We start from the raw sequence: 17,250 nt of genomic DNA, 5'->3' as shown, positions 1-17,250 counted from the left end.
TGACCGTGACAACCGCACCCCCCGCTCCCGCCGTCCAGACCGAGCAGGCGGCACCCCATGTCGTCGTGCTGTTCGGCGCCGTCGGCGACCTGGCCCGGCGCAAGCTCATCCCGGGGATGGCCCACCTCGCGCTCTCCTCCCTCGCACCGGACCTGCAGATCGTCGGTACCTCGCTCGAGGAGCACGACGACGCCTCGTTCCGCGCCTTCGCGAAGCTGGCCTACGACGAGTTCGGGAGCCGCTCCCTGACGCCGGCGCAGTGGGACGAGTTCGCGTCCAAGCTCCGCTACGTCCCGCAGTCCGCCGGTCCGGCCGCGCTGGCCGCCGCCGTGACCGACGCCGAGGCGGTCCTCGGCCCGGACGTGAGCCGGCTGCACTACCTCAGCGTCCCGCCCAGGGCAGCTCTCTCCGTCGTGCGGATGCTCGCCGAGGCCGGGCTGGTCGAGCGCTCGCGGATCATCATGGAGAAGCCGTTCGGCGTCGACCTCGAGAGCGCGGTCGTCCTCAATGCGGAGCTACACGAGACCTTCAGCGAGGAGCAGATCTTCCGAATCGACCACTTCCTCGGCAAGGAGCCGGCGCAGAACATCCTCGCCTTCCGCTTCGCCAACGGCCTCTTCGAGCCCATCTGGAACCGCAACTTCATCGATCACGTCCAGATCGACATCCCCGAGCGCCTCACGCTCGACCGTCGCGCCGAGTTCTACGAGTCCACCGGCGCGTACAAGGACATGGTCGTCACCCACCTCTTCCAGGTGCTGGCGTTCATGGCGATGGAGCCGCCGACCGCGCTGGAGCCCCAGGCCATCAGCGAGGAGAAGAACAAGGTCTTCCGCTCGATGCGTCCGCTGAACCCCGAGAACGTGGTGCGCGGCCAGTACATCGGCTACCGCGACGAGCCGGGCGTCGCCGCCGACTCCGAGACCGACACCTTCGTCGCGCTGAAGTGCGAGATCGACAACTGGCGCTGGGCGGGAGTGCCGTTCTACCTCCGCACCGGCAAGCGGATGGCCGAGGGTCAGCGCATCATCTCGATCGCGTTCCGCGAGCCCCCGAAGAGCATGTTCCCGCAGGGCTCCGGAGTCGGTGCCCACGGCCCGGACCACCTCACCTTCGACCTGGCGGACGCCTCGAAGGTCTCGCTCTCGTTCTACGGGAAGCGCCCCGGTCCCGGCATGCGGCTCGACAAGCTGAGCATGCAGTTCGCGCTCCAGGAGACCGACCGCGCGGGCGACGCGCTCGAGGCCTACGAGCGCCTGATCCTCGACGCGATGCGCGGAGACCACACGCTGTTCACCACCGCGGAGGGCATCGAGCGGCTCTGGGAGGTCTCCGCGCCCCTCCTGCAGGATCCGCCGCCCGTCCGTCTCTACGCGCCCGGCTCCTGGGGGCCGAACGCGATCCACCAGCTGATCGCGCCGCACGCCTGGCGCCTGCCGTTCGAGCGGGTCTGGCGCGACAAGCGCTGACCACGCCGCCGTGCGCCCCGCCTAGGCTGGGCGCATGGCGCGCACCGGTGAGGACCGGATCTGGACGGTCCCGAACGTCCTCAGCATGGTGCGTCTCGCGCTGGTGCCGGTGTTCCTCGTGCTCGTGGTCCTCGGCGAGGACGCGCTCGCGCTCCTGACCCTCGTCGTCTCGAGCCTCACCGACTACCTCGACGGCTGGATCGCGCGCCGCTTCGACCAGATGACGCGCCTCGGCCGCGTCCTCGATCCGGCCGCCGACCGCCTCTACATCTTCGCCACCGTCCTGGGCCTCGCGGCCCGCGGACTGGTGCCCTGGTGGCTGGTCGCCGTGCTGCTCGCCCGCGACCTGATGCTCGTGGTCCTGGCGGTCGTCCTGGCGAACAACGGCTACGGACCGCTTCCCGTGCACCACCTGGGGAAATTCGCGACCTTCTGCCTCTTCTACGCGCTCCCGCTGATCATGCTGGGGCAGGCGTTCCCGGCCCTCGCGCCCGCCTCGCTCCCCATCGCCTGGGCCTTCGCGCTGTGGGGCGCGTTCCTCTACTGGTGGGCCGGGATCGTCTACGCCGTCCAGACACGGGACCTCGTCCTGGGGGTCCGCACAGGTGCTCAGGGGTCCGACGAGGGTCACGATTCGGATACGCTGACCTGATAGGAGGTACGTCTTGGTCGAGCCCGTCGGTGGAGCATCATCCGCCCAGCACAATTCCGTTCCCGGTGAGCCGTCGACGGAGACGACTCTGACGTTCACCGACGACATCGGCGCCCAGTTCGCCGCTCTCGACAACCGCGCGTCCCGCGAGGAGGCCGAGGCCGTCGGGGCTCTGCCCTCGGGATCCGCGCTGCTGGTCGTGCGCCGCGGACCGAACACCGGCGCCCGCTTCCTCCTCGACACCGACTCCACGACGGTCGGCCGTCACCCCGACGCGGGCATCTTCCTCGACGACGTCACGGTCTCGCGCCGGCACGCCGAGTTCGTCCGCCGCGGCACGGCGTTCGAGGTCCACGACCTCGGCTCCCTGAACGGCACCTACTTCGACGGGGTCCGGATCGAGTCCGCGATCCTCACCGACGGCTCCGAGGTGCAGGTCGGCAAGTTCCGACTCACCTTCTACGCGTCCCGCGCCGACCTCGTCGCCGCTCCGGACGCGTGAGCCGTGGGCCGCTCCTCCGCGCGCGCCCTCCCCACCGGCTCCGCCGCTCTGCTGAGCATCGGGCAGGTGCTGGCCAGGCTGACCAGTGAGTTCCCGGACGTCACCCCGTCCAAGCTGCGCTTCCTCGAGGAGCAGGGGCTCGTCTCGCCGGCCCGCACCGACTCCGGCTACCGCAAGTTCTCGGGCTCCGACGTCGAGCGGCTCCGGATGATCCTCGCTCTGCAGCGCGACCACTACCTCCCCCTCAAGGTCATCCGCGGATACCTCGACGACATCGACGCCGGACGCGAGCCCGCCCTGCCGGCCGGTGTCGGGGGTCCGAGCGCCTCGCTCCTCGGCCCCGCCACGCGGTTGACCCGCGAGGGCCTCGCGGCCGAGTCCGGTGCCACGCCCGCTCTCGTCCAGGAGGCCATCGCCGCCGGGCTCGTGCGGGGCGGCGACGTGTTCGGGGACGAGGCCGTGACGACGCTCAAGGCGCTCGTCGACCTCGGCCGATCCGGTATCGAGCCCCGCCATCTCCGACCGCTCCGCGTCGCCGTCGAGCGCGAGATGTCGCTCATCGAGAGCGTCGTCGCCTCCAGCGCCCGCCGCGGAGAGGCGTCCGGCTCCGCCGGCGCTGCCGAGAACGCGGTGGGGCTCGCGACCCAGCTGGGCACGATCCGCGGGGCGATGGTGCGCAGCGCCCTCTCGCGGATCGCCCGCTCGTGAGGGCCGCGCCGCCGGCCGTCGGGCGGCCCGTGCGACACGCCGCGGCGCCGAGGCCGATGTCGTTTACTCGGCCTGCGCCGGTCGGTACGGTAGGGAGCGCGTTCGGAGGATCCGGCGTCCGGATCCGAGAGGCACAGGGATGAGAGAAGTCAGCCGCGACGTCAGCGGCCAGCGCGACCTCGTCCTGTTCACCGACGGACTGCCCGAGCTCGACGCCGACGCGGGCTACCGCGGGGCCGTCGCGGCGCGCGCCGCGGGGATCACCTACCGGCAGCTCGACTACTGGGCGCGGACCGAGCTCGTCGAGCCCACCGTGCGCGGCGCGTCCGGCTCCGGAACGCAGCGCCTCTACGGCTTCCGCGACATCCTCGTGCTGAAGCTGGTCAAGCGCCTGCTCGACACCGGGATCTCGCTCCAGCAGATCCGCACGGCGGTCAACCAGCTCCGCGAGTCCGGGGTCGACGACCTCGCGCAGACGACCCTGATGAGCGACGGCGCGAGCGTCTACCTCTGCACCTCGAACGACGAGGTCATCGACCTGCTCAGCCGCGGCCAGGGCGTCTTCGGCATCGCCGTCGGCAAGGTCCTCCGCGAAGTCGAGTCGAGCCTCGTCGAGCTCGACCATCAGTCGGTCGACCCGGGCGACGAGCTCGCCCAGCGCCGCGCCTCCCGCCGCGTCGGCTGACCGCCCACCCCTCGCGGGTCGGCCGCGGCCCCGGGGACTCCGGGGTCTCCTCCGCGCGCTCAGCTGATCAGGAGCGGACCTGCCTGCAGCCGTGCTGAGCGGGCAACGGGCGGCACCCGAGTCTCACCGAGCTGGTCGAATGGCGGGCCCCGCCCGCGTGATCCGTCCGCCGGACGCGAGCTCCCCGCCGATCACGCCCGCTAGCATGCGGGTCCGATGACGGGCTCCGTCCGTGTCCCGCCCTGCGGATCCGACGATGGGCTCCGCCCGCGCATCGAGAGCCCGCGCTGAACTCCGACGCCGAGCGTCCGCCGGCGCCGTCCCTGGCACTCCTCGGGCACCGAGCATCGCCCGCGTCCCGAGACCTCGAGCCGGAGGAGTCCGGCGGACCCGCCGGCCCTAGGTCGCGGCGGGGACCTGCTCGCCGATGCGACCGGTGCGGATCACGCGGTCGAGCAGCAGGTCGAAGTTGTGCGCCATCTCCTGAGCGCTCTCCCCGGGCCAGACGTGCACGGGCTTCGCCGCGCCCTGCGCCTGCTGGAGGGAGGTGCGCTCCGGGAGCTGCGGGCTGAGCACGAGCGGTCCGAACATGTCGCGCAGCTCCTTGATCCGGAACTGGTGCTCCAGCGACTGGACGCGGGCGCGGTTGACGATGATGCCCAGCGGCTGGAGGCGCGGGCTGAGTCCGCGGCGGATCTCCTCGATCGCCCGGAGCGCCCGGTCGGCGGCGGCCACCGAGAACAGGCCCGGCTCCGTGACGACGGCGACGCGGTCGCTCGCGGCCCAGGCCGTGCGGGTCAGGGCGTTGAGCGAGGGGGCGCAGTCGATCAGCACGAGGTCGTAGTCGGCCTCGACGCTCGCGAGGGCCTCCTCGAGCTTCCAGATGTCGCGGATGCTGGGGTGCGGCCCGTCGAAGTTGATCGCGGAGGGGCTGCCGATCAGCACGTCGATCGTGCCGTGGTGCTCCTTGGTCCAGCCGGAGGGGGCGATCGCCGAGCGGACGATCTTCTCCTTCGGCGACGTCAGGACGTCGGCGATGTTGAGGTGGCCGGCGACGTTGATGTCCATTCCGGTCGACACGTCGGACTGGGGATCGAGGTCGACGACCAGCGTTCGCAGGCCCTTCGAGAACGCCGCGGATGCAAGGCCGAGCGTCACCGTGGTCTTGCCGACGCCGCCCTTGAGGGAGCTCACGCTGAGTACATGCATGGCTGACTACTTTACGTTCCTCCGGGCGGCAGAACCTAACCGTTCGCTGCACGCGCCGTCCGCGCCGCCTCCGGAAGCGGGCCGCACTAGCAGTCGGAGCGCGCTCCGACCAAGCCGCCCGGCGCGATCCGGGCCCGCCGGTACACTCGTCCTGAGCGGAAGGAGGCTCGTTCGCATGGATGAGCGCAACGACGAACAGCCCGACACCGGCACCGGTCCCACGCCGCGGACCGCCATGGACGCGGCTCGGGAATCGGGTCAGTACTCCCCGCGAGCGAGCGACACCGCTCCGACCCTCCTGCCCGACGGCGTGCGGATCACCCCGCCCGGCCCGCGGCGCCGCTCCACCGCCCCCGCTCCGGTCGAGGACGAGGACGCGATCGACGTCGGCCGCCTCGGCCTGCCGCCCTCGCGCTCGCACGCTCTCGCGCCCCCGGAGCCGAGTCCTGCTCCGACCCCCTCACCGGCTCCCGCTCACCCGTCCGGCGCGAACGGACCGGTCTCGGCGGGGATCCCCGCCCGAGCGGAGTCCGCCGAGAAGCCCGCGGCGTCCGAGTCCGCGGGGGAGCCCGCCGCCGTCCCCACGCGCCGCGACCGCCTCCGCGCCGAGTCCTCGAGCGCCGCTCCCGCCCCGTCCGCGCCGAGCGCCGCCGTCCCCGAGTCGGCGTCGATGCTCACCCCGGACAGGCTCCTGGAGGTCAACCGCAAGACCCGTCCCGCTCCCACGGGCGGCTGGCACCGCTTCCTCTACGGCCTGACCTTCCACACGGTCAACCTCGGCGACTCCGCGAAGGTGAAGGCGTGGAAGGCGATGGACGAGCGGATCGGCCGGCAGTTCGAGGGCGGCACCCGCTTCGTCCCGGTCATGACCCGCAAGGGCGGCGTCGGCAAGACCACGGTCACGACGCTCCTGGGCATGGCCCTCGCCGACGCGCGCGAGGACCGCATCATCGCGGTCGACGCGAACCCCGACCGCGGCACCCTGGCCGAGCGCGTCCCCAAGCAGACGCGGGCGACCGTCCGCGACGTCGTGAACCGCGCGGCCGGCGTGACCGGGTTCACCGAGTTCTCGACGATGGTCTCCCGCGACGAGACCCGCCTCGACGTCCTCGCCTCCGACACCGACCCGCAGCTCTCCGAGGCCTTCGACGAGGACGACTACAACGTGGTCGCCGACCTGGTCGAGCGCTTCTACTCGATCATGCTCACCGACTGCGGCACGGGCATCGTGCACTCGGTGATGCGGCCCACGCTGCAGCGCGCCGACACGGTGGTGATCGTCTCGGGCGGCAGCGTCGACGAGGCCCGCCTGGCCTCCGAGACCCTCACCTGGCTGGACGCGAACGGCTACGGCGCCCTGGTGCGCAACGCGGTCGTCGCGCTCAACACGGCGACGCAGGGCACGAGCCTGGTGAAGCTGGAGGAGATCGAGTCGCACTTCCGCTCCCGCGTCCGCGACATCGTCCGGATCCCCTACGACCCGGTGCTCGCCGCCGGCTCCGTGGTGAAGTGGGAGCAGCTGCGCGAGGGCACGAAGGACGCCGCGCGCCTGCTCGCCGCGCTCGTGGTCGAGGGCATGCCGGTCCGACGTGTCTGAGCCCCGGGCTTCCGGGGCGGCGTCCGCCGCGCACCAGGACCGCACCGACGGGCCCGACGCGTCCACCGACGCCTTCGACCTGATCGTCGTCGGGGCCGGCTCCGGCAACTCGATCGTCGGTCCGGAGTTCGACGGCCTGCGGGTCGCGATCCTCGACGACGGGGAGTGGTTCGGCGGCACCTGCCTCAACGCCGGCTGCATCCCGACCAAGATGTTCGTCCACGTCGCCGACGTGGTCACCGACGTCGACCAGGGCGGCCCGATCGGCGTCCACTCCCGCCTCCGCCGCCCCGAGTGGGCCGAGGTGCGCGACCGGGTGTTCGGCCGGATCGACGCGATCAGCGAGGGCGGTTTCGAGTACCGCGATCAGCGCTCCCCGAACGTGACCGTCCTCCGCGAGAGCTTCGGCTTCGAGTCGCTCGGAGACGGCGACCGCCCGCACGTCCTCGTCAGCGCCAGCGGTGCCCGCATCAGTGCGCCGCAGGTGGTCGTGGCCGCCGGCTCGCGGCCCAGGCCGCTCCTCGCCGCGTACGAGCCGGACCCCCGCATCCAGGACTCCTCCTCCGTCATGCGGCTCGACGAGCTCCCCGAGCGGATGCTGATCCTCGGCGGCGGCGCGGTAGCCGTCGAGTTCGCCCACGTCTTCTCCTCCTTCGGCACGGCCGTGACCGTCGCCGTCCGCGGCGACCGCCTCCTCCGCGCCCTCGACGAGGACGTCTCGCGCCGGTTCACCGGGATCGCCGCCGAGCGGTACACGGTGCTCACCGGAGTGAGCGCCGAGAGCGTCGACGCCCGCCCTGACGGGCTCCGCGTCGCCCTCAGCGACGGCACGACGGTCGAGACCGACCTGCTCCTCGTCGCCCTCGGCCGCGACCCCAACAGCGACACGGTCGCCGCCGCCTCCGTCGGGATCGATCTGCACGAGGACGGCCGGATCAGCGTCGACCCCGAGCAGCGCGTCCTCTCCGGCGGACGCCCCGTGCCCGGCCTCTTCGCCCTCGGCGACGTGTCGTCCCGCTGGCAGCTCAAGCACGTCGCCAACCACGAGGCGCGCCTCGTGGCGCACAACCTCCTGCACCCGGGCGAGATGCTCTCCGACACCCTCTCGCCGGTGCCCGGCGCGATCTTCGCCCACCCGCAGATCGCCCACTTCGGGCTCACCGCGGCCGAAGCGCGGGACCAGGGCCTGGACGTCGTCACCGTCACCCAGGAGTACGGCTCCACCGCCTTCGGCTGGGCGCTCGAGGACGACTCCAGCGCCTGCCTCCTGGTCGTCGGACTCGACGGCGCCCTCCTCGGCGCGCACATCATCGGGCCGCAGGCCAGTATCCTCATTCAGCCGCTCGTCCAGGCCGCCAGCGCCGGCACCGGCATCCGCGGACTCGCCCGCAGCCAGTACTGGCCGCACCCCGCAGCGAGCGAAGTCGTCGAGAACGCCCTCCTGAGCGCGGAGGAGGCCCTGAGGGAGCGCACCACATGACCGAACGCCAGATCCGCATCTTCGGGGACCCGGTGCTGAAGACCCCGTCCACGACCATCGAGACGGTCGACGCCGGCGTCCGCGGCCTCGTCGAGGACCTCGTCGACAGCGTCCGCCCGCCCGGACGCGCCGGCGTCGCAGCCCCCCAGATCGGCGTCAACCTCCGCGCCTTCAGCTACAACGTCGACGGCGTCATCGGCTACATCCTCAACCCCGAGATCATCGAGCTCAGCGGAGACCCGCGACCGGTCGACGAGGGCTGCCTCTCCGTCCCGAACCTCTGGTACCCCGCGATCCGCTACCCGCACGCGAAGGTCCGCGGCACCGACCTCGACGGCAACGAGATCGTCCTCGAAGGCGACGGCCTCATGGCCCAGGCCCTCCAGCACGAATGCGACCACCTCGACGGACGCCTCTACCTCGACCGCCTCTCCCAGGACGACCGCCGCGCCGCCATGAAGGCCGTCCGGGAATCCGACTGGTTCTGAGTCGGATTCCGAGCCGGTCCTTGCCCGGCTCGGCGCGGTCGGCTTTTCGAGGTGGGCGCGTTCGGTGGAGCGTCGTGCGTTCCGCCGACGGGAAAGCGCTGGGACGCGCTTTCCCGGATACGGCTGTGTCGAGGGGGGGCGGTCCCTGCCCGGCCCGGCGCGGTCGGCTCAGCGAGGTGGGGGCGTTCCGTGGAGCGTCGTGCGTTCCGCCGACGGGAAAGCGCTGGGACGCGCTTTTCCGGATACGGCTGTGTTGAGGGGGAGCCAGTCCTTGCCCGGCTCCGCGCAGTCGGCCGCTCGAGGTGGGCGCGTTCCGTGGAGCGTCGTGCGTTCCACCGACGGTGAAGCGCTGGCACGCGCTTCACCGGATACGGCTGTGTCGAGGGGAGCCGGTCCTTGCCCGGCTCCGCGCGGTCGGCCTTTCGAGGTGGGCGCGTTCCGTCGAGCGTCGTGCGTTCCGCCGACGGGAAAGCGCTGGGACGCGCTTTTCCGGATACGGCTGTGTTGAGGGGGAGCCGGTCCCTGCCCGGCCCGGCGCGGTCGGCACCGCGACAGGGGCGCGTCGAGGAGAGCGTCGGGCGTTCCGCCGACGGGATAGAGCTGGGCGCGCTGTCCCGGAGGCGGCTGCGATCGGGACGGCCTGCTGGTGACGCGGGGAGAGCGCGGGGTCAGCGGAGGGAGATGCCCTCGGTGGCGGGGGCGGCGGAGTAGACGGCGGCGATGGTGTCGGCGAAGTCGGCGAGGATGACGTTGCGCTTGATGCTCATCTTCGGAGTCAGGTGACCGCTCGCCTCCGTGAACTCGGTCGGGAGGATCACGAACTTCCGGATCGACTCTGCACGGGACACGCGCTCGTTCGCCGCGTCGACGGCCCGCTGCACCTCGGCCAGAACGACCGGGTTCACGGCCGCGTCCTCGAGTGAGAGACCCTTGTCCTGCCCGTTGTTCGCGAGCCACGTCGGCAGCATCTCGGAGTCGAGCGTGACCAGTGCGGCGATGAACGGGCGCTGGTCGCCGACGACGACGACCTGGCCGACCAGCGGGTTCGCGCGGATCGGATCCTCCAGCGCCGCCGGAGCGACGTTCTTGCCGCCGGCGGTGACGATGATCTCCTTCTTCCGCCCGGTGACGCGCAGGTACCCGTCCTCGTCCAGGGTTCCGAGGTCGCCCGTGCGGAACCACTCGCCGTCGAAGGACTCGGCCGTCGCCGCCTCGTTGTTCCAGTAGCCGCCGAAGACGTCGATCCCGCGCACCTGGATCTCGCCGTCGCCCGCGATCCGGATCGAGACCCCGGGCATCGCCGGGCCCACCGAGCCGATCTTGAACCGCTCGGTGCGGTTGACCGTGGCGGGCGCCGTCGTCTCCGTGAGGCCGTAGCCCTCGAGGATCTTGATGCCGAGGCTGTGGAAGAAGTGCCCGAGCCGGTCCCCCAGCGGCGCCGAGCCGGACACCGCGAAGCGGACGTTCCCGCCCATGGCGGTGCGCAGCTTCGAGTAGACGAGCCGGTCGAAGAGGAGGAACTGCAGCTTCAGCGCGAGCGGCACCGAGCCCGCCTCGAGCGCCATCGAGTGGGCGACGGCGACGTCGGCCGCGCGGCGGAAGATCTTCCCCTTCCCCCCGGCCTCGGCCTTCTGCTCGGCGGAGTTGTAGACCTTCTCGAACACGCGCGGCACGGCCAGGAGGAACGTCGGCTTGAAGGACGCGAGCGAGGGGAGCAGCTGCCTGGTGTCGGCCTGGTGCCCCACCTTCACCCCGCCGTGCACGCAGAGGATCGCGATGAAGCGGGCGAACACGTGCGCCGTGGTGATGAACAGCAGCGTCGACGCGCCGGGCTGGTGGATCAGCTCCGTCAGGGCGACCGCCGAGTTGCGGCTGAGCTCGACGAAGTTCGAGTGCCGGATGATGCAGCCCTTGGGGCGGCCGGTGGAGCCGGAGGTGTAGATGATCGTCGCGATGTCGGTGCCGGTCGCCAGCGAGCGGCGGCGCTCGATCTCGGCGTCCGGCACGTCGACGCCGCGCGCGACGAGCTTGTCCAGATCGCCCAGCCCGATCTGCCAGGCGAGTCGGACCTCGGGAAGGTCGGCGCGGATCTCGTCGAAGCGGGCGAAGTGCTCGGGAGTCTCGACGATCACGGCGTGCGCGCCGGAGTCGGCGAGGTTCCACTGCACCTGCGCGGGGGAGGAGGTCTCGTACACCGGGACGAGGATCCCGCCGGCGAACCAGACGGCGAAGTCGATCAGCGTCCACTCGTAGCGCGTCTTGCAGATCAGCCCGACCTTCTCGCCCGGCTCGAGGCCGGCGGCGACGAAGCCCTTCGCGAGGGCCGTGACCTGGTCGAGGAACTCCTGCGCCGTCACATCGCGCCAGCCGTCGCCGTCGGGCAGCGCGAAGAGCGGGCGATCGGGTGTCTCGCGGACGCGGTCCAGCAGGAGGGCGGTCGTGTTGGCCTGGGGATCGGCCGGAACCACCAGGGGGGAATCGAACTGGTCCACGGCAACTCCTTCGGTACCTGAATGAACGTCGTCTCCACCCTACCGGCGCGGCGCAAGCTGTGGATCCGTTCAGGGTAACGATCCAGGGGTGGCTCCGCGAGGAGGGCCGACACGCGTCGCCGGGTCTCGCCGCTGAGCCGCATCGGAGCGCTCGCGGTCACTACACTCGTCCTGGCCGCCGCTCAGGGCGGCCCGCCGACGCTGCCGCGCCGGTGGCGACGGGAAGGCGGTTCGCGTGCACGCGATCGGGATCGACATCGGCGGCACGAAGATCGCCGGAGCCCTGGTCGACGAGTTCGGGGGGATCCTCCGCGAGGACCGTCGGCCCACTCCTGCCGGGCACCCCGAGCTGATCGTCGACGTCGTGGTCGAGATGGTCGAGCATCTGCGCTCCGGCCTGCTCCCGGGAGACGTCTCCGCGGTCGGAGTCGCCGCCGCCGGCTTCATCGACGCCTCGCAGTCGATCGTCTACTACGCCCCGAACATCAACTGGCGCAACGAGCCCTTCCGCGAGAAGCTCTCGGCCCGCATCGACCTGCCGATCATCATCGAGAACGATGCGAACGCCGCCGGCTGGGCCGAGTTCCGCTACGGCTCGGGCCGCCTCGTCAGCGACATGCTGATGCTCACCATCGGCACCGGAGTGGGTGGCGCGATCGTCATCAACGACCGGCTCCTGCGCGGCGGCTTCGGCGCCGCGGCCGAGATCGGGCACATGCGCGTCGTCCCCGGAGGCCTGCCCTGCGGCTGCGGCGCCCGCGGCTGCATCGAGCAGTACGGCTCGGGCCGCGCGCTCCAGCGCTTCGCCGGCGAGCTGGCCGACGCGGGCGGGATCGGCCAGGGCATCGCCGACGCCCGCGCCCGCAACGGCGGCGAGCTGAACGGCCACCTCATCTCCGAGCTGATCACCGCCGGCGACCTCGGCGCCCTCGCGGCGCTGCGACAGCTCGGCCACTGGCTGGGCGAGGCGGCGGCCAGCCTGAGCGCCGTCCTCGACCCGCAGATGTTCGTCATCGGCGGCGGAGTGGCGCAGGCGGGCGACCTCCTGCTGGACCCCATCCGCCAGGCCTACCTCGACAACCTCCCCGCCCGGGGCTACCACCCCGAGCCCGAGTTCCGCATCGCGGAGCTCGTCAATGACGCCGGAGTCGTGGGGGCCGCCGACCTGGCGCGCCTGCACGCGAGCTCCCTCTAGCGGCACCCGCCGCGCCCGATCCGCCGCACCGCCGAGGAGCCCGATGTTCTACTGGTTCATGAAGCACATTGTCGCGGGCCCGCTCCTGAAGACGATCTTCCGGCCGTGGGTGGTCGGCGCCGACAAGGTGCCGCAGAACGGCGGCGTGATCCTCGCGAGCAACCACCTCTCCTTCATCGACTCCGTGATCCTCCCGCTGGTGATCGAGCGGAACATGGTCTTCCTCGCCAAGAGCGACTACTTCACCGGCAAGGGCCTCAAGGGCTGGGCGACGCGGACGTTCTTCACCGCCACGGGGATGCTGCCCATCGACCGCTCCGGTGGCAAGGCGTCGGAGGCCTCGCTCAACACGGGCCTCCGCGTCCTCGCGGGCGGCCACGCCCTGGGCATCTATCCCGAGGGCACGCGCAGCCCCGACGGCCGCATGTACCGCGGCCGCACCGGTGTCGCGCGCATGGTCCTCGAGGCCCGCGTGCCCGTCATCCCGGTCGCCATGATCGACACCGCGCGCATCATGCCCATCGGCAAGCGCCTGCCGAAGCTGGGCCGCATCGGCATCGTCTTCGGGGAGCCGCTCGACTTCAGCCGCTTCGAGGGCATGGAGGGCGACCGGTTCATCCTCCGCTCGATCACCGACGAGATCATGTACGAGCTCCTCGCCCTGAGTGGCCAGGAGTACCTCGACGTCTACGCGACCTCGGTCAAGGAGAAGCGCGCGGCCCTCACCCGCTGAGCGCCCGCTCGACGCCGGGGGCCCCTCCCGGCCGAGCGCCCTGCCAGGCTATAAGCTCGTCAACCGCTGCCGTCCGTCCGGACGGCGGCCCTCCGCGCGCCGCTGGCGCCCGTCAGAACCGGGAACACCCTCGTGGTCATCGATCCGAACGAACCGTACGTCCTCGCCGCCCCCTCCGTGGTCGCCGGCCTGGACTATTGGCGCGAGCTCGAGATCAAGCAGCAGCCGCAGTGGCCCGATGCGGAGGCCGTGCGAGCGGCGTCCGCCGAGGTGGCCGCGCTCCCTCCGCTGGTGTTCGCCGGCGAGGTGGACCAGCTGCGCGAGCGTCTCGGAGCCGCGGCCCGCGGCGAGGCGTTCCTCCTGCAGGGCGGCGACTGCGCCGAGACCTTCGCCGGAGCGACCGCCGAGCAGATCCGCAACCGCGTCAAGACCGTGCTGCAGATGGCCGTCGTCCTGACCTACGGCGCGAGCATGCCCGTCATCAAGATGGGCCGGATGGCCGGCCAGTTCGCGAAGCCGCGCTCGAGCGACCTCGAGACCCGCGGCGACGTGACCCTGCCCGCCTACCGCGGCGACATCGTCAACGGCTACGACTTCACCCCGGAGTCGCGCGCCGCGGACCCGCGTCGCATCGTGCAGGGCTACCACACCGCCGCCTCGACGCTGAACCTCATCCGCGCCTTCACGCAGGGCGGATTCGCCGACCTGCGCCTCGTCCACTACTGGAACAAGGGCTTCACCGAGAACCCGCAGAACCAGCGCTACGAGCAGCTGGCCCGCGAGATCGACCGCGCGGTCAAGTTCATGGTGGCGTGCGGGGCCGACTTCGAGGGCATGAAGCGCACCGAGTTCTACACCGGCCACGAGGGCCTGCTGATGGACTACGAGCGCCCCATGACGCGCATCGACTCGCGGACCGGCACGCCGTACAACACCTCCAGCCACTTCATCTGGATCGGCGAGCGCACCCGCGAGCTCGACGGCGCGCACGTCGACTTCCTGTCGCGGGTGCGCAACCCGATCGGCGTGAAGCTCGGCCCGTCGACCACGCCCGAGACGATGCTCGAGCTGATCGACAAGCTCGACCCCGAGCGGGAGCCCGGTCGCCTCACCTTCATCACCCGCATGGGTGCCGGGAGGATCCGCGACGCCCTCCCGCCGCTGCTCGAGGCCGTCAAGCGGAGCGACGCCCTGCCGCTGTGGGTGACCGATCCGATGCACGGCAACGGGCTGACGACGCCGACCGGCTACAAGACCCGTCGCTTCGACGACGTGGTCGACGAGGTCAAGGGCTTCTTCGAGGCGCACCGCGCCGCGGGGACGCACCCGGGCGGCATCCACGTCGAGCTCACGGGCGACGACGTCACCGAGTGCCTCGGCGGCTCGGAGCACATCGACGAGGCGACGCTCGCCACCCGGTACGAGTCGGTCTGCGACCCGCGCCTCAACCACATGCAGTCGCTCGAGCTCGCGTTCCTCGTGGCGGAGGAGCTCCGGGGCCGCGCGATCTGATCCGACCCCGACCGCCGGTCGAGTCCTCGTTGAGGGCTCGACCGGCGGCGTCAGGTCGTGATGGTGATCGACAGCTGGATCGTCGTGCCGCGCTGCACGAGATCGCCGGCCTTGTTGGACTGGTTCGTGACCTTGGTCAGCTCGTTCGGCGCCGCGTCGATCAGCGGGCCGAGCGTCGTCAGGGAGTAGCTCCACGACAGGTCCGCCGCCTCGAGGGCCGCCTTCGCCTCGTCGCGGTTCATCCCCACGACGTTCGGCACGGCGACGGGCTCGGGCCCCTTCGACACGACGACCGAGACGGTGTCGCCGGTCACGGCGGGCGCCTCCGGGTTCGCCTGCGTGAGGACGACGCCCGCGGCCACGGTGTCGCTCCAGTCCTCGCCGCTGCGGTCGAGGGCGAGACCGGCCGCCTCCGCCTTCGCCGTCGCGTCGTCGATCGAGAGGCCGACGACGTTCGGGATCGGTCCGAGGCTCACCACCATCGCGATGGTGCTGGTCTCGGACATCGTCTCGGGCAGCGCCGATCCGTCCGGCAGCGAGGCGGAGACGACCACACCGGCGTCGACGTCGGCGTCGAAGATCTTCGAGACGTCGCCGACGGTGAAGGAGCCGCCCGTCACCGCGGCGGCAGCGTCGGCCTCCGAGAGGCCGGCAAGAGACGGGACCGGCAGCTGGCGCGGCCCGCTCGAGACGGTCAGCGTGATGACGGAGCCCTTGTGCACCCCCAGCCCGCCGGGCGGATCGGAGCTCACCACCGTCCCCGCGGGCACGGTGAGGTCGGGCGTCTCCTGCGGCTGCACCTCGAAGCCCTGCGCCTGCAGCTGGGCCGTCGCGTCCTGCTGCGACTGGCTGACGACGTCCGGGATCGACACGATCGCGCCGGGTCCCTCGCCGAACCACCAGGCCGTCCCGCCGCCGATGAGCGCCAGGAGGAGCACGACCACCGTGAGCAGGACGCCGCGACGCCGTCGGACGCGGCGCCTGCTCGCGAGCCGGGCGACGGTGTCGTCGTCCTCGTCGACCACGAGTACCGCTCCGGGCGCCGGCGCCGGGTCGAAGACCGAGGTCTGCCCGGGCTCCGCCGGATCGAAGACGGCCGTCGCGGGCGCCGGATCGGCGACGGGCGCCGGGAGCGGGGTGACCGCCTGCGTGTCGCCGCGGCGGTCGCTCGGTGTGATGCCCATGAGCCGCTCGGCCTCGAGCAGCTGCGCGAGCATGACACCGGCGTCGCGGGGCCGCATGTCCGGGTCGCGCTCGGTCGCCCAGAGGACGAGCTCGTCGAGCGAGGTGGGGACGGAGGCGACCGTCGCGCTGGGGTACGGGACGGAGTCGTTCGCGTGCTGGTACGCGATCTGCATCGGCTGCTCGCCCGTGAAGGGCTGCTCTCCGGTGAGCATCTCGTAGATCATGATCCCGATGGCGTAGATGTCGCTGCGGGTGTCGGCGGTGCCCCGCGTGACCAGCTCGGGGGAGAGGTAGGCGATCGTGCCGAGGAGGGCCTGACCGGAGGCGGTGTTGGCGGAGGCGGCGCGCGCGAGGCCGAAGTCGCCGATCTTGATCCGGCCGTCGTCGGCGAGGAGCACGTTCTCGGGCTTGAGGTCGCGGTGGAGGATCCCGGCGCGGTGCGCGGCGGCGAGACCCGAGAGCACGGAGTGCATGATGTCGACGACCTGCTGGGCGGTCAGCCGGCCGCGCTCCTTGAGCAGGTCGCGCAGGGTGATCCCGGGGAGGTACTCCATCACCAGGTAGGCCATGTCCGAGTCCTGGCCCTGGTCGAAGACGCTGACCACGTTCGGGTGGGCGAGACGGGCGGCGGAGCGCGCCTCCTGGACGAAGCGGTTCTTGAACGTCGCGTCGTCGGAGAGGTGGCCGTGCATGACCTTCATCGCCACGCGGCGCTCGAGGCGCTGATCGTGCGCGAGGTAGACCGTCGCCATGCCGCCGCGGGCGATCCTCGAGCGCACCTCGTACCGGCCGTCGACGAGACGGCCGAGGAGAGGGTCGAGCTGGCTGGTGGTCACGCGACGAGTCTAGGCAAGACCCCCGGGGGAACCGGTGAGCGACGCCCGGGCGGCGCAGGACGGGCCCGACTCCTTCTCCGGGGCGCCCGCAGTTGGCGGCCCTCCGGGCTCGTGGCAGTCTTGACGCGTGACCGACTCGTCCGCTTCCCCCGCCACCTCGACCGATTCCGAGCTCGAGTGGCTGACCGTCCCCGACCTCGTGGAGCTGACCGGGCTCGGCGCCGGCCGGGTCCGCCGCCTCCTCGAGGAGCGCCACCTGCTCGGCACCCGCCGCGACGGCGTGCTGAAGGTCCCCGCCCTCTTCCTCCGCGACGGGGAGCCGATGAGCGAGATCCGCGGCACCGCGATCCTGCTCGCCGACTCCGGCTTCACCGACGACGAGGCGGTCGACTGGATGCTGACGGTCGAGGAGAGCCTGGGCACGAGCCCGATCGTCGCCCTCCGCGCCGGCCGCAAGGCCGAGGTCCGGCGGGTCGCCCAGGCCCTGGCCTGATCCCGCCGGTCCGC

15 protein-coding genes are annotated in these 17,250 nt (G+C 71.8%); 12 read left to right on the top strand and 3 right to left on the bottom strand.

Annotated elements, in window-relative coordinates:
• The first annotated feature begins 5 nt into the window (after positions 1 to 5).
• From zwf to C5C57_RS07325, 5 genes are all read left to right on the top strand, one after another.
• Complete coding sequence (gene zwf, locus C5C57_RS07345) at positions 6 to 1,469, top strand: glucose-6-phosphate dehydrogenase (protein WP_104225448.1); 1,464 nt, start codon at positions 6 to 8, stop codon at positions 1,467 to 1,469.
• Between the two features lie 34 nt (positions 1,470 to 1,503).
• A complete protein-coding gene (locus C5C57_RS07340; protein ID WP_104222572.1) occupies positions 1,504 to 2,121 on the top strand; it encodes a CDP-alcohol phosphatidyltransferase family protein in 618 nt (205 codons plus the stop codon).
• A 13-nt stretch (positions 2,122 to 2,134) separates the two neighbouring features.
• The gene (locus tag C5C57_RS07335; RefSeq protein ID WP_104297458.1) at positions 2,135 to 2,623 is read left to right on the top strand and encodes an FHA domain-containing protein; all 489 of its coding nucleotides are present in this window, start codon (positions 2,135 to 2,137) and stop codon (positions 2,621 to 2,623) included.
• 3 nt (positions 2,624 to 2,626) lie between these two features.
• Positions 2,627 to 3,331 (top strand): MerR family transcriptional regulator, encoded by a 705-nt coding sequence (locus C5C57_RS07330; protein ID WP_104222574.1) that lies wholly within the window; start codon positions 2,627 to 2,629, stop codon positions 3,329 to 3,331.
• Positions 3,332 to 3,470: 139 nt separating this feature from the next.
• Entirely contained in the window at positions 3,471 to 4,016 is a 546-nt protein-coding gene (locus C5C57_RS07325) for a MerR family transcriptional regulator (RefSeq protein WP_104222575.1), read from the top strand.
• A gap of 399 nt (positions 4,017 to 4,415) precedes the next feature.
• Here the strand turns inward: C5C57_RS07325 and C5C57_RS07320 are convergent, their stop codons facing one another.
• A complete protein-coding gene (locus C5C57_RS07320; protein ID WP_104222576.1) occupies positions 4,416 to 5,225 on the bottom strand; it encodes a ParA family protein in 810 nt (269 codons plus the stop codon).
• Positions 5,226 to 5,400: 175 nt separating this feature from the next.
• Here C5C57_RS07320 and C5C57_RS07315 point away from each other — a divergent pair, with 175 nt between their 5' ends.
• From C5C57_RS07315 to def, 3 genes are read left to right on the top strand one after another with little or no spacing between them, the layout of a single operon-like run.
• Positions 5,401 to 6,822 carry a MinD/ParA family protein gene (locus tag C5C57_RS07315; RefSeq protein ID WP_258063289.1) on the top strand — a complete coding sequence of 474 codons (1,422 nt, stop codon included), beginning with the start codon at positions 5,401 to 5,403 and terminating at the stop codon, positions 6,820 to 6,822.
• Complete coding sequence (locus tag C5C57_RS07310; RefSeq protein WP_104247149.1) at positions 6,815 to 8,302, top strand: mycothione reductase; 1,488 nt, start codon at positions 6,815 to 6,817, stop codon at positions 8,300 to 8,302. Before C5C57_RS07315 ends, C5C57_RS07310 begins: the two co-directional genes overlap by 8 nt.
• Positions 8,299 to 8,790, top strand: a complete 492-nt coding sequence (gene def, locus C5C57_RS07305) for a peptide deformylase (protein ID WP_104225378.1) — start codon at positions 8,299 to 8,301, stop codon at positions 8,788 to 8,790. The genes C5C57_RS07310 and def overlap by 4 nt, the downstream gene beginning before the upstream one ends.
• A gap of 668 nt (positions 8,791 to 9,458) precedes the next feature.
• Here def and C5C57_RS07300 read toward each other — a convergent pair.
• Positions 9,459 to 11,282, bottom strand: coding sequence for a long-chain fatty acid--CoA ligase (locus tag C5C57_RS07300; RefSeq protein WP_104247148.1), 1,824 nt, complete (start codon positions 11,280 to 11,282; stop codon positions 9,459 to 9,461).
• A gap of 235 nt (positions 11,283 to 11,517) precedes the next feature.
• Between C5C57_RS07300 and C5C57_RS07295 the strand changes: the two genes are divergently transcribed.
• The 3 genes from C5C57_RS07295 (at position 11,518) to C5C57_RS07285 (ending at position 14,722) form a co-directional block, all read left to right on the top strand.
• Positions 11,518 to 12,477, top strand: coding sequence for an ROK family glucokinase (locus C5C57_RS07295; protein WP_104222580.1), 960 nt, complete (start codon positions 11,518 to 11,520; stop codon positions 12,475 to 12,477).
• Between the two features lie 43 nt (positions 12,478 to 12,520).
• Complete coding sequence (locus C5C57_RS07290; RefSeq protein WP_104222581.1) at positions 12,521 to 13,210, top strand: 1-acyl-sn-glycerol-3-phosphate acyltransferase; 690 nt, start codon at positions 12,521 to 12,523, stop codon at positions 13,208 to 13,210.
• Between the two features lie 177 nt (positions 13,211 to 13,387).
• The gene (locus tag C5C57_RS07285; protein WP_104222617.1) at positions 13,388 to 14,722 is read left to right on the top strand and encodes a class II 3-deoxy-7-phosphoheptulonate synthase; all 1,335 of its coding nucleotides are present in this window, start codon (positions 13,388 to 13,390) and stop codon (positions 14,720 to 14,722) included.
• Between the two features lie 50 nt (positions 14,723 to 14,772).
• Here the strand turns inward: C5C57_RS07285 and pknB are convergent, their stop codons facing one another.
• Positions 14,773 to 16,743 (bottom strand): Stk1 family PASTA domain-containing Ser/Thr kinase, encoded by a 1,971-nt coding sequence (pknB, locus tag C5C57_RS07280; protein ID WP_104247147.1) that lies wholly within the window; start codon positions 16,741 to 16,743, stop codon positions 14,773 to 14,775.
• A 127-nt stretch (positions 16,744 to 16,870) separates the two neighbouring features.
• Between pknB and C5C57_RS07275 the strand changes: the two genes are divergently transcribed.
• On the top strand, positions 16,871 to 17,236 hold the full coding sequence (locus C5C57_RS07275) for an Rv2175c family DNA-binding protein (protein ID WP_104222583.1): 366 nt from the start codon (positions 16,871 to 16,873) through the stop codon (positions 17,234 to 17,236).
• The last annotated feature ends 14 nt before the right edge of the window (positions 17,237 to 17,250 follow it).

It is taken from the genome of Rathayibacter sp. AY1C5, from assembly GCF_002931705.1.
Classification (GTDB): domain Bacteria; phylum Actinomycetota; class Actinomycetes; order Actinomycetales; family Microbacteriaceae; genus Rathayibacter.
Note: the sequence above shows the minus strand (reverse complement) of the source record. Positions and strands in the feature narration are given on the sequence as shown.